At 56.8% G+C, this 12,690-nt stretch carries 12 protein-coding genes; 10 read left to right on the top strand and 2 right to left on the bottom strand.

From position 1 onward, the window contains the following. Nucleotides 1-119: 119 nt before the first annotated feature. From guaD to CRO87_RS22720, 8 genes are all read left to right on the top strand, one after another. Entirely contained in the window at nt 120-1,448 is a 1,329-nt protein-coding gene (gene guaD / locus CRO87_RS11410; protein ID WP_097163064.1) for a guanine deaminase, read from the top strand. Beyond that, nucleotides 1,445-2,866, top strand: coding sequence for a xanthine dehydrogenase small subunit (xdhA, locus tag CRO87_RS11405; RefSeq protein WP_097163063.1), 1,422 nt, complete (start codon nt 1,445-1,447; stop codon nt 2,864-2,866). The genes guaD and xdhA overlap by 4 nt, the downstream gene beginning before the upstream one ends. Beyond that, the gene (gene xdhB / locus CRO87_RS11400) at nt 2,856-5,222 is read left to right on the top strand and encodes a xanthine dehydrogenase molybdopterin binding subunit (RefSeq protein WP_097163062.1); all 2,367 of its coding nucleotides are present in this window, start codon (nt 2,856-2,858) and stop codon (nt 5,220-5,222) included. The genes xdhA and xdhB overlap by 11 nt, the downstream gene beginning before the upstream one ends. Then, nucleotides 5,206-5,973: a xanthine dehydrogenase accessory protein XdhC gene (xdhC, locus tag CRO87_RS11395; RefSeq protein WP_097163061.1), complete on the top strand. Its 768-nt coding sequence runs from the start codon at nt 5,206-5,208 to the stop codon at nt 5,971-5,973. Before xdhB ends, xdhC begins: the two co-directional genes overlap by 17 nt. 32 nt (nt 5,974-6,005) lie before the next feature. After that, on the top strand, nt 6,006-8,051 hold the full coding sequence (gene dcp, locus CRO87_RS11390) for a peptidyl-dipeptidase Dcp (protein ID WP_097163060.1): 2,046 nt from the start codon (nt 6,006-6,008) through the stop codon (nt 8,049-8,051). 441 nt (nt 8,052-8,492) lie between these two features. After that, a complete protein-coding gene (locus tag CRO87_RS11385) occupies nt 8,493-8,909 on the top strand; it encodes a hypothetical protein (RefSeq protein WP_141398693.1) in 417 nt (138 codons plus the stop codon). Nucleotides 8,910-8,958: 49 nt separating this feature from the next. Continuing rightward, the gene (locus CRO87_RS11380) at nt 8,959-9,360 is read left to right on the top strand and encodes an Exc2 family lipoprotein (protein ID WP_097163058.1); all 402 of its coding nucleotides are present in this window, start codon (nt 8,959-8,961) and stop codon (nt 9,358-9,360) included. A 125-nt stretch (nt 9,361-9,485) separates the two neighbouring features. Continuing rightward, nucleotides 9,486-9,638 (top strand): hypothetical protein, encoded by a 153-nt coding sequence (locus CRO87_RS22720; RefSeq protein WP_176504302.1) that lies wholly within the window; start codon nt 9,486-9,488, stop codon nt 9,636-9,638. A 257-nt stretch (nt 9,639-9,895) separates the two neighbouring features. Here the strand turns inward: CRO87_RS22720 and mgtS are convergent, their stop codons facing one another. Next, nucleotides 9,896-9,991, bottom strand: coding sequence for a protein MgtS (mgtS, locus tag CRO87_RS11375; RefSeq protein WP_097163057.1), 96 nt, complete (start codon nt 9,989-9,991; stop codon nt 9,896-9,898). A 112-nt stretch (nt 9,992-10,103) separates the two neighbouring features. Then, the gene (gene ftrA, locus CRO87_RS11370) at nt 10,104-11,090 is read right to left on the bottom strand and encodes a transcriptional regulator FtrA (protein ID WP_097163056.1); all 987 of its coding nucleotides are present in this window, start codon (nt 11,088-11,090) and stop codon (nt 10,104-10,106) included. A gap of 183 nt (nt 11,091-11,273) precedes the next feature. On the opposite strand from ftrA, the gene CRO87_RS11365 reads away from it, so the two are divergent. Together CRO87_RS11365 and CRO87_RS11360 are read left to right on the top strand one after the other, a co-directional pair. Continuing rightward, on the top strand, nt 11,274-12,128 hold the full coding sequence (locus CRO87_RS11365; protein ID WP_097163055.1) for a 5'-methylthioadenosine/S-adenosylhomocysteine nucleosidase: 855 nt from the start codon (nt 11,274-11,276) through the stop codon (nt 12,126-12,128). A gap of 113 nt (nt 12,129-12,241) precedes the next feature. Next, nucleotides 12,242-12,637 (top strand): rhodanese-like domain-containing protein, encoded by a 396-nt coding sequence (locus tag CRO87_RS11360; RefSeq protein WP_097163054.1) that lies wholly within the window; start codon nt 12,242-12,244, stop codon nt 12,635-12,637. Nucleotides 12,638-12,690 lie beyond the last annotated feature (53 nt).

Genomic DNA, 12,690 nt, shown 5'->3' with positions numbered 1-12,690 from the left:
AATCATTTATTGATAAAGCCAGTTTGGCATTTTATTTGCAATTCAGTCTGACAACTCACCTGCTTATTTCTATTCTAAAAGTATGCCGTTATTCAGACAGGCATCAGACGAGGTCAGATATGATTGATTATTGTTCTGCGCTGCGAGGCCGTTTTTTCGATATTGCCGCGGTGGCTGATTCGCCGCAGGAAATAGCCCAACACGCACGCTATCTTGAGGATGGTTTGCTGTTTATCGCCGAAGGGCGTATCGCCGCGCTGATGAGCTGGGAGGAAGGGCAGTCACACCTTCGTCAGCCAAACGACTGGACCGATCTTCGTGACAAGCTGATAGTGCCTGGTTTTATCGACAGCCACCTGCATTACCCGCAAACGGAGATGATGGGTGCCTTTGGTGAGCAGCTGCTCGAGTGGCTCACCACCTACACCTTCCCGGTTGAAGGCCAGTATCACAACGCCGGGCATGCGGCGCAGATGTCGGCATTTTTCCTCAATCAGCTGCTGTCAAACGGCACCACTACGGCACTGGTGTTTGGCACCGTACATCCTGAATCCGTCGATGCTTTGTTTGCCGCTGCCGCGCAGCACAATATGCGCCTGATTGCCGGCAAGGTGATGATGGATCGCAACGCGCCTGACTATCTGACGGAAAGCGCCGAGCAGAGCTTCCGGCAAACTCGGGAGCTTATCCTGCGCTGGCACAATCATCAGCGCCTTGGCTACGCCATCACCCCGCGCTTTGCACCCACCTCAACGCCCGCGCTGCTCGAAGCCGTTCAGCGTCTGCGTGAAGAATTTCCGGATACCTGGCTGCACACCCATTTGAGTGAAAACCCACAGGAGGTCGAGTGGGTGAAAAGCCTGTGGCCGGAGCATGAAAACTACCTCGACGTGTATCACCACTATGGCCTGACGGGGAAGCGCAGCGTCTTTGCTCACGCTCTCCATTTGCAGGATGCCGAGTGGGATTGCCTGCACCACAGCGATTCGGCCGTGGCATTCTGTCCGACCTCAAACCTGTTCCTCGGCAGCGGCCTGTTCCGGCTGCACACCTGCTGGCATAAGCAGGTAAAAATGGGCATCGGTACCGACGTCGGCGCGGGAACCACCTTCAGCATGCTGCGCACGCTCGGCGAGGCCTACAAAATCGGCCAGTTGCAAAGCTATAAGCTTTGCGCGAGCGAAGCGTTCTATCACGCGACCCTTGGCGGGGCACGAGCGCTCTGCCTTGACGATAAGATTGGCAATTTCGCGGCCGGTAAAGAGGCGGATTTTGTGGTGCTCGATCCAGCTGTTTCCCCTTTGCAGCAACTGCGGGACGCGCGCTGCCACGACATCTACGAACGCCTGTTTATGCTGATGACGCTCGGGGACGATCGTAACATCGCTCAGACGTGGATTAACGGCGAATGTGCCTGGCGGCGCGATACGCTGGAGGTGGCCGCATGACGCAATTTTTGCTTAACCAGCACGTTATTTCGATTGAAAACGTCGACCCAAATCTCACCGTCCTGAACTGGCTGCGCAACGACCAGCGGCGCTGCGGGACCAAAGAGGGCTGCGCCTCTGGTGACTGCGGGGCCTGCACGGTGGTCGTCGGCACGGCTGAAGAGGGAAAAATTCGCTACAGCAGCGCCAACGCGTGTCTGCTGCTGGTCGGCCAGCTGCACGGCAAGCAGTTGCTGACGGTTGAGGACCTGGCACACCACGGCGAACTGCATCCTGTGCAGCAGACTCTTGCCTGCGGGCACGCTTCGCAATGCGGTTTTTGCACGCCTGGCATTGTGATGTCTACCTTTGTGATGTGTAAGCATGCTCCTCAAGCCGACAGCGCCACCGTGGCGCACCATCTGGGTGGTAACCTTTGTCGCTGCACGGGCTACCGGCCCATCGTTGAAGCAGCGATGCAGCTTCTGAAGTCGCCTGTCACAGATTCGTTCCCCGAACATGAGGCAGAAACCGTGCAGCGCCTGCAGGGCATTGGCGCGCAATCCAGTGAGAATTTGCTGATGCCGGAATCGCTGGACGCGCTGGCGGCGGCATATCTGCACTACCCGCAGGCGCGGCTGCTGGCGGGCGGCACCGATCTTAATCTGCTGATTACTCAGGCGCATCAGCGTCACGCAAGGCTGATATCACTGGCGCGCGTCAGCGAACTGAACGACATCGAATTGCAGGGCAATCGACTGACTATCGGGGCAATGACCTCGCTCGATCGTTGCCAGCGTGAACTGAAAACAAGCCTTCCGGCATTCAGCGAAATGCTGGATCGCTTTGCCTCCTGGCAGATTCGCCAGCAGGGCACGCTCGGGGGGAATCTTGCCAACGCCTCACCGATTGGCGACTGTGCCCCGGCGCTGCTGGCGATGGAGGCAAGACTCCGCCTGCGCTGTGGCTCACAGACGCGCGAAGTACCGCTGGCAGAATTTTTCACAGGCTACCGACAGACGCTGCTTCAGGCGGGTGAGTTCATCACGCATATTCTGATTGATGACGTGACGTTGTCACGAGGCTTGCGCCTGTGGAAAGTCTCCAAACGTCGGGAGGATGACATTTCTGCCGTGTTTGCGGCCATCAATCTTGATGTTGAAAGGGGCGTCATCGTCCGCGCAAGAATCGCCTTCGGAGGCATGGCGGCCACGCCCGCAAGGGCTTACCGCTGCGAAGCGGCTTTAACAGGACAGCCGCTAAACCAGGAAACCTTCACCTCAGCTGCAAAAGCGCTGACGGCAGAGTTTTCACCCCTGAGCGACTTCCGTGCCAGCGCAGATTACCGTCTGCAGGTCGCACAAAACCTGCTGAAACGCTATCTCCTGCAAATGACAACGACGGCGCACGCCGTGGAGGTGAAAGACTATGTCCGTTAAACCCCCGGTGGTTTCAGAAGAGGTGCTGAAGGCGCAGTTTCAGGCTCAGATGGCGGGCACGGCGGGAAAGTCGCGCGTCCATGAAAGCGCCGAACGCCACGTCAGCGGCGAGGCGGAGTATATCGACGATAAAACGTCGCTGGCCGGTATGCTGCACCTCTGTCCGGTCCTGAGCGACTGCGCCCATGGCCGCATTCTGAGCATCGATACCGCTGCTTGCCTGGCCGTACCCGGCGTGGTTCGCGTGCTTGGCTGGCAGGATGTGCCCGGCGAGCTGGATATTGGCCCGCTGGCGCCCGGCGATCCCCTTTTTGCCAGAGATATCGTCGAATACCATGGCCAGGTGATGCTGATGGTGGTGGCGCATTCGCCGGAAGCCGCACGTGCCGGAGCCTGCGCCGTCAGCGTTGAATTTGAGCCACTGGAAGCCATCCTGGACGTGGAAGAGGCACTGGCGAAAGGCCATTTTGTCGAGCAGCCGCACGTGCAGCAGCGCGGCGATGCGGATGCGGCGCTGGCCCATGCTCCACACCGTTTGCAGGGGCAGTTCCACATTGGCGGCCAGGAGCATTTCTACCTGGAAGGCCAGGTGGCGCTGGCACTGCCCGGTGAAGATGCCACGATGCAGATCTGGTCCTCCACGCAACATCCCACTGAAGTGCAAAAACTGGTGGCCTCGGTTCTCGGCGTGACGCAGAGCAAAATCACTGTAGATGTACGGCGCATGGGTGGCGGCTTCGGCGGGAAAGAAACCCAGGCGGCGGGCATTGCCTGCCATGCGGCGCTGGCGGCGCGGCTGACCGGTCGCCCGGCAAAGCTGCGGCTGTCGCGGCGGGACGATATGCGCCTCACCGGCAAGCGCCATCCATTCTTTGTCCGCTACGACGTGGGGTTCAACGCCGAGGGCGTACTGCAGGGCGTGGTTATCGATCTGGCAGCTAACTGCGGCTATTCGCTCGATTTGTCGGGATCCATTTGCGACCGGGCAATGTTTCATGCCGATAACGCTTATTACCTCGGTGATACGCGAGTGACCGGCTACCGCTGCCGCACCAATCTGGCCTCTAATACCGCGTTTCGCGGCTTTGGCGGGCCGCAGGGAATGGTCGCCATCGAGCAAATCATGGATGCCATTGCACGCCATTTGCATCTCGATCCGCTGGTCGTGCGGCAGCGGAATTTTTATACGGACGAAGGACGCAACGTTACCCATTACCATCAGACTGTGAAGCAAAACCTGGCGCAGACGGTGACGGGTCAACTGGCCGACAGCGCAGAATACAGCACGCGGCGGGCGGAAATTGCCGAATATAACGCGCAAAGCCCGGTGCTCAAGCGCGGGCTGGCGCTGACGCCGGTGAAGTTCGGCATCTCTTTCACCTCCAGTTTTCTGAATCAGGCGGGCGCGCTGATCCTGATTTACAGCGATGGCACGGTGCAGCTCAATCACGGCGGCACGGAGATGGGCCAGGGCCTGAATACCAAAGTGGCGCAGGTGGTTGCCAGCGTGCTGCAAATTCCGCTGGAGACGATTCAGGTGACGGCCACCAGCACAGGGAAAGTGCCCAACACTTCGCCCACAGCCGCGTCCTCAGGGGCCGATTTAAACGGTAAGGCGGCGGAGATTGCCGCCCTGACGCTTCGCCAGAGGCTGACCGACATGCTCTGCCAGCAGCATGACTGTGCGCCTGAGCAGGTCGTCTTCTCCGGCGGGATCGTGCAGGTAAAATCACAATACTTCAGCTTTGCTCAGGTGGCGATGCAGGCCTGGCTGAACCAGGTGCCGCTCTCCGCAACGGGCTTCTACAAAGTGCCAGGCATTCACTATGACCGTCAGGCCGGACGCGGCGAGCCGTTTTATTATTTCGCCTGGGGCGCGGCCTGCTCAGAGGTGATTGTCGACACGCTGACTGGCGAATATCGCCTGCTGCGCACCGACATTCTGCACGACGTGGGCCAGTCGCTGAACCCGGCCCTTGATATCGGGCAAATCGAGGGCGGATTTATGCAGGGCGCAGGCTGGCTCACTACCGAGGAACTCCGCTGGGACAACAAGGGACGGCTGCTGACCGACGGACCGATGAGCTACAAAATTCCGGCGGTGAACGATATGCCAGAGATTTTCAATGTCTCCCTGCTGGAGGCCCATGCCAATAGCGAGGAGACGGTGTATCGCTCAAAGGCGGTGGGCGAACCGCCGTTTATGCTCGGCATTTCCGTCTGGTGTGCACTTCAGGACGCGATTGCGTCGGTGGCGGATTATCGCGTGCACCCGCATCTCGATACCCCCGCGACGCCGGAGCGCGTGCTGGCTGGCGTGAGCAGGCTGGAGGTGTGGGATGGACGACTGGCTTGATGTGCTGCTGCACCTGAGAGCGCGGCGGGTGCCCGCGGTGATCCTGACGCTGTTGCAGGACAAGGGCTCGGTGCCGCGTGAAGCGGGCACCAAAATGGTCGTAAGTCAGGATGACAGCTGGCTCACCATCGGCGGCGGCAACCTGGAATTTCAGTGCATGGCGATTGCGCGAGAGATGCTGGCGAGTGGCGTCAGCACGCCCCGACAGGAGACCTTTGCCCTGGGGGCGCGCACCGGGCAATGCTGCGGCGGTATGACGCAGGTGCTGTTCGAACCCTGGGGACGCGCGCTGCCGGAGATCTTCGTTTTCGGTGCCGGGCACGTCGGCCAGGCGCTGGTGGCTATTCTTGCCACGCTGCCTTGCAGAGTAAACTGGGTGGATGAACGGCAGTCGCAGTTTGGCAGCCCCCCGGCGGGCGTGAACTGCATTCACACGGATGACCCGTGCGAAGTAGCGAGCCACGCCCCGGTTAACAGCCTGTTTGTCGTCATGACTCATCATCACCCGCTCGATCTTGCGCTGGCAGAAACGCTGCTGCGTCGGGGGAGCTACCGCTATCTCGGCGTGATTGGCTCACAGACCAAACGCCAGCGCTTTGATTATTTGCTCGAAGGCAAAGGGATTGGCCGCGACAGGCTGCAAACCATGCGCTGCCCAATGGGGCTGCCGGATGTGAAGGGCAAACTCCCTGCGGAGATTGCCGTGGCGGTGGCGGGTGAAATCATTGCGGTTTATCAAGGGGTTGCCTAATCTAAGGAAAATCACGCGTTCTGGAGTAAAAAATGTACTCTGAAAATCCTTTTTTGACCGTCAGCCTGCTGCCGTACCAGGCACCCCGTTTCGATCTGATTGAGGACGAGCACTATCGTCCGGCGTTTGATGCAGGCCTGCGCCGCAAGCGCGAAGAGATTGCCGCCATTGCCGGGAGCGCGCAGCCAGCCACTTTTGAGAATACCTTTGTGGCGCTGGAGAAAAGCGGGGCATTGCTCAATCGCGTGACCTCCGTTTTCTTCGCGATGACCAACGCTCACACCAATGACCGACTTCAGCAGCTTGATGAGCAGTTCTCCGCCGAACTGGCGGGGCTTGCCAATGATATTTACCTCAATGATGCGTTGTTCGCACGCGTCGATGAACTGTGGAACAAGCGTGACGCTCTGGGGCTGGATGCCGAATCGCTGCGCCTGATAGAGGTTGTGCATCAGCGTTTTATCCTTTCCGGGGCGAAGCTCAACGCAGAGCAAAAAGCGCAGCTGCGAGAGCTGAACACCGAAGCCGCCACGCTCAGCACCCGGTTTAATCAGAGCCTGCTGGCTGCCGCCAAATCCGGTGGGCTGGTACTCGATTATCGTCATCAGCTTGATGGCCTGACCGAAGAGGAGATTGCCGCCGCGGCCAGCGCTGCGCAAGAGAAGGGATTGACCGACCGCTGGCTGATTCCGTTGCTGAACTTCACTCAGCATCCGGCGCTGGCCCAGCTTCGCGACCGCCAGACCCGCGAGAATCTGTTTAAAATGGGCTGGGTGCGCAACGAGCAGGGTGACAGGCACGACACCCGGACGACGGTCCTGCGCCTGGCGGCCATCCGCGCCCGGCAGGCCGCGCTGCTCGGCTATCCTGATTACGCCAGCTGGAGCATGGCTGACCAGATGGCGAAAACACCTGAGGCCGCCTTTACCTTTATGCGCAAAATTGCGCCTGCGGCGCGCGCGCGTGCCGAGCGTGAACTGGCAGATATTCAGCATGTTATCGACGAACAGCAGGGTGGGTTTACCGCGCAGGCCTGGGACTGGGCCCGCTACGCCGAGCAGGTACGGCTGGCACGATTCGCGCTAGATGAAGCCAAAATCAAACCTTATCTGGAACTGAACAACGTCCTGACGGAGGGCGTATTCTGGACGGCTTCCGAGCTTTTTGGCATTCGCTTCGTTGAGCGTTTTGATATTCCCGTTTACCACCCGGACGTGCGAGTGTGGGAAATTTTTGATGCGAACGGTGAAGGGCTGGCGCTGTTCTATGGCGATTTCTTCGCCCGCGATTCAAAGGGCGGCGGCGCGTGGATGGACAACTTTGTGCCGCAGTCGACGCTGCTGGAGCAGCAACCGGTCATCTACAACGTCTGTAATTATCCGAAACCGACGGCGGGGAATCCTGCGTTGCTCAGCTGGGATGACGTGGTGACGCTGTTCCACGAATTTGGTCATACCCTGCACGGGCTGTTTGCGACCCAGCGCTATCCGCGTCTGTCTGGCACAAATACGCCCCGTGATTTTGTCGAGTTTCCTTCGCAAATCAACGAACATTGGGCGCGGCACCCGGACGTTTTCGCGCGTTTTGCTCGCCATTATCACAGCGGAGAAGCCATGCCCGAAGCGCTACGCGACAGCATGATGCGCGCGGCGACCTTCAACAAAGGCTACGACATGACCGAGCTGGTGAGCTCTGCAATGCTCGATATGCACTGGCACAGCCTGAACCCGGAGACGGTGCCGGACGATGTCGATGCGTTTGAATCAGAAGCCATCAGGGCCGAAGGACTCGATCTCGCCGCTGTTCCGCCACGCTACCGCAGTAGCTACTTTGCGCATATTTTTGGCGGCGGCTATGCGGCGGGCTATTACGCCTATGTCTGGACGCAGATGCTGGCGGACGACGGCTACCAGTGGTTCGTGGAGCAGGGTGGCCTGAGCCGTGAAAACGGCCAGCGTTTTCGCGAGGCGATATTATCGCGCGGCAACAGCAGCGATCTTGAGGCGCTCTACCGCGACTGGCGCGGGCACGATCCGCGCCCAGAGCCGATGCTAAAAAATCGTGGACTGAGTGAATAGCATCGAGTCCTTGCGTAAGGATGAATAAAAAGACCCTGTGGGGTCTTTTTTTATGTCCGGAATAGTTTGCCTGCTCGCGAATAATATTTTTAATTATGGCTGAACGTCTCAGTGATTTTCATTCGAAACTGGTGGGTGAATTATTTGTTATTCTCCGGTATTGTACGGCAGGTCATTGAAACAGGTCATGTGATGTTTATCTTTACTCCACAAACAGAGTGAAAACAATGAATCAACAAAATGGCGGGGGAAATAAAAACTCATTTAAAAACAAAGCCATAAAAACATATATTTCGCTGGGATATTAACTGGTTATTCATGTGTGAACTCAATATGCTGCATTCAGCCAATGCAGGCTGAAGCATTTCCTTGCGCCATAAAAAGGATAGATAAATATTACTGGATTGACAGGCGCACTATTTTAATAAAGCTCAGGGTTAAATGATGAATAAAACGTTAATGATGTTAGCCACAACCGCGCTCGTGGGCGGCATGTTTTCTTTACCCGCATCTGCCATCAGTGAAGCCTATCGTGCCCAGCTGGAAAAATCGGGCTGCACACAGGTTAGTGATGCTAACGGGACGTGTAACACACACCATTCAAAGAAACAAAATCAGCACGCACAATCACAGGCCGATCATAGAAATGGCCCTGCTGAACCGCAGGCCGCCCGGGAAGTGGCCCGTATCATGGACTCGCATATTGCCGGAAAAAATCAGGGGCAAGCCGTCGATTATATGCATACCGGCGGCTGGCGCCCTCTTAATGAAGAAGAAACACGCTGGGAAAAATCTGGATTTATTGCAGAGTTTGATCTGACGTCAAAAGGCAAAGTGACGGGGGTTGCAGTTCGTTAATTATCCGAACAGAATTGCAACGTGTAATTTCACACAAGGAAAAATAATAATGAAAAAGTTGATGACAATAGTCGTGGCTCTCAGCCTGGCTGGCTGTGCGGCAAAGAGCGCGCCGGAAAAACATGCCTGGTATTTTAGCCAGCACACGACCGGTACGCTGAACGGTAATTTTGTTACGCCGCGTAATAAAATCTACAGCATGAATTTGCCGCAGTTTAAGACGCAGTATCAACAAGGGGTGGCGGATAAAGCCAGCGGTAAAGATCAGGCTTATGCCAACGCCTTTGCGGCATCGATCCGCAAAGAGGCAGAAAAACCGCATCAGGTGGACGTGACGTTTGCCAGTAATACCAGCGATAAATGGCAAAGCACTGTTGAATACAAAGACGCCCAGCTGTGGTTCGATGAACTGGCGAAAACTTACCTGGACGGTTACAACGGCGTTCAGTAAGTCTCATCTTTTTCAGGCGCACGCTTTGTGCGCCTGCTCTCATGCTCTTTACACTCGCTGCCAATCTTTGACATAACAAGGCAAACTACTGGCTATAATCTCCCGGCAACTTGTTGAAATAATAGATGAAGACAACTACTGCCGGAGGATGTAATGAAGACGATGACGGGTTTACGCCGCACGACCAGGCGCTGGACAAATCAGCCTGCCGCACAGGATATACAAGAGAATTTAGCGCGACGCTGCTGGCCAGGACAGCGCGTCAGCCAGAGCAATAAAAAAGCGTGGAAAAGCGCGTGAGAGCCATAAGATAGCTCGTTTAGTCTTTATTGAAGTAGTGCGTGGTAATCTCGCTTCACGATGCTGGCAGGCAAGGAATAGCCTGATAGCTGACTAACCAAAACACAAATCTATCCATGCAAGCATTTACCGCCACACCGTTGGCGGTTTTTTTTCGCCTTTTTTCCGGCAAACAAAAAGCCCCTTGCGCAATATGCAGCAAGGGGCTGTTAAGGGTGGGGATTGTCAGTGTTCATCAGTCATCCCATTTGTGGCTGAAATATGCAGCAAGAAAACCCGAAAATACGATGATTCCTAACACTGCAATAAAGACATGCATATTACCCAGCATGGTAAACCTCCATTAAAAGTTAAATTAAACGATAAATCCTCACTTACCTGTTTTTAGCCGCGATGGACACAGAATAACCGGATGAACCTAAACGAATCGTTAATTATGTGAACTATTTTGTTAATTGCGTAAATTTTTTGCGAAAGGCCAGAGGGCTAATGGCGAACTGCTGTTGAAAATGATGGCGCAAGGCGCTGGCGCTGCCAAACCCGTTATTCAACGCTATCTGTTCAATGCTGAGGCGGCTCTCGCCGAGCGCCTGCTGAGCGCGCTGTAACCGTTCATTGAGCAGCCAGCGGGCAGGCGTGATGCCTGTGGCCTCCCGGAAACGACGCAGCAGCGTGCGAGGGCTCATGCCCACGCGCAGGGCGAGCGATTCCAGCGTGTGCGTTTCGGCAAGATGCAGATGCAGCCAGTCGAATAGCTGGCCGAGGCGTTCACTTTCACGGCTGCGGGCCACCGGACGTTCGAGGTGCTGAGTCTGGCTGCCGTCCCGGTGCGGCTGAACCACCAGCCTGCGCGCCACGCTGTTGGCGACCTCCACCCCGAAATCTTCCCGCACCACGTGCAGGCACAGATCGATCCCCGCCGCACTTCCCGCGGAGGTCAGCAGCCCGGCATCGCCAACGTACAAAACATCTTCCACAACCTGAATCGCAGGGTAGCGATGTTGAAGTTCTTCGGTATATCGCCAGTGGGTAGTGGCCTGTCTTCCATTCAGCAGGCCGCTGGCGGCGAGCACAAAAACGCCCGAACAAATCGACATCACCCGGCAACCACGCTGGTGAGCCACACGTAGCGCTTCGCAGAGCGCTTCGGGCACCGGCATGTTCGCCCCGCGCCAGCCGGGAATGACAATTGTGTCGGCCTGTGCAAGCAACTCATAACCGCCGTCGGTCATCAGCCGGATCCCACCCGTTGCCCGCAATTCTCCTTCATCGACCGCTGCCACCGCGAAGCGATACCAGCGTTCGCCCAGCTCCGGGCGCGGCAGGCCAAAGATCTCCACGGCGACGCCAAATTCAAAGGTGCAAAGGCCGTCGTAGGCCAGCGCCACAACCAGCGGGCGGGATTCAGAAGCAGGTGCGATCATCAGCATGAGGTTATCCAGAGAGAGGGAAATAAAGAGGTAGCACGGCAATGAATGTACGGCAAGCTAAAGCGCAGGCCTGCATCCGCAGCGATGAATAAACCAGCAACCCCTTCATTCAGCGCAGGAAAAACGTACCTATGCATCGTAGTTTTGGTTAAAGTAAACGTTTGCGTATGAAGGATGACCTTAATGACCCCGAAAAAAGTACTTTGGCAGGCGCTCTCCGTCTGCTGCCTGGCGCTGCCGGCTTTCAGCTTTGCACAATCTGTGGAGAAAGGCCCGATTGTGGTGCAGGGCGCGATGCCGATTGAAGCGGAACACTTCGCCGCACGGCTTGATAACCCGAAAGAAGAGCAGATTGGCGGCTGGCGCTTCTGGCGCGGCACAATCGATGGCTACCCGGTGGTGGTCTCTGAAACGCTGAAGGGCATGTCCAACTCCGCCGCGGCAACGGCTATCGCGGCAACGCAGTTCAAGCCAGCGGCGTTCATTAACCAGGGCACAGCGGGCGGGCACGATCCTGCGCTGAACGTCTACGACATTGTGCTGGGGAAATATTCCGTCAATCTTGGCGCATTCAAAACGCCGCATAAGCTAAAAGGCGAAGGCAGCGATTCCACCCAGTGGAAACCGATGGATCTGCTGGCCTCCAAGGGCAGCGCCGGGGAAGACAAAAACCCGCACACGATCCGCAAATTCCCGGCGGACCCGCAGCTGCTGTCAGTCGCTGAAAGCGTGAAGGGCACTTACGGCAAAGGCAAAGTGGTTCAAGGGGGGATTGGCTCGGCGGACATCTGGGACAGCGAACTTGACCGTATCAGCCACTTCCACAACGAGTACCAGACCTCTGCGGAAGAGATGGAAACGGCTTCGGCGGCGCAGGTCGCTGCTCAGTTCAATGTTCCGTTTATCGGCATCCGTGTGCTCTCCAACAACATCACCAATAATGGCAAGTACGATCCGAAAACCGGACTCGCCTGCCAGGACTACGTTTATCAGGTGGTGAAGGCTTATATCGCTAAGATTGAATCCGCCAAAAAGTAACGCTCCCGCCAGGATTGTCACGATCCTGGCGATTTTTGTCAGAGATGCGGGCGGCATCCGGCTCTGGTTAATGGTGTGATGACAGCAAGCAAACACACCTGAAAGGAAAGACCATGAGCTACGTGACTGACATTCCCGCCGCTGTATCTAAAGACGCCATTGCCCATTTTCAGCGCCGCTTAAGCGTCGAAACCGACTGTGCAGACGTGCATTCTGCTTATCAAAGCCAGGACGTGGACTTCGTGCTGCTGCACGTGGTGGGGCCTGAGCAGGCCTTCGCCCGCCGACATATTCCCGGAGCCCTTCATCTGCCGCATCGCCTCATAAACAGCGAACGGATGAGCGAATGGCCGCCAGAAACCCTGTTCGTTGTTTATTGTGCAGGCCCGCACTGCAATGGGGCGGACCGGGCCGCACTGAAGCTTGCGCAGCTCGGCAGACCCGTAAAAATCATGATTGGTGGGCTGACGGGTTGGGAAGATGAAGGCCTGCCGTTTGTTACATCATGAATTTTTCTCACGCTTCATGAAATTTTCTCGTTTGTCGAGGCCTCTCCCGCATG

The organism is Enterobacter sp. CC120223-11, from assembly GCF_900215375.1.
GTDB lineage: Bacteria > Pseudomonadota > Gammaproteobacteria > Enterobacterales > Enterobacteriaceae > Scandinavium.
The sequence above is the reverse complement of the archived record's forward strand: the minus strand, read 5'-3'. Positions and strand labels throughout refer to the sequence as shown.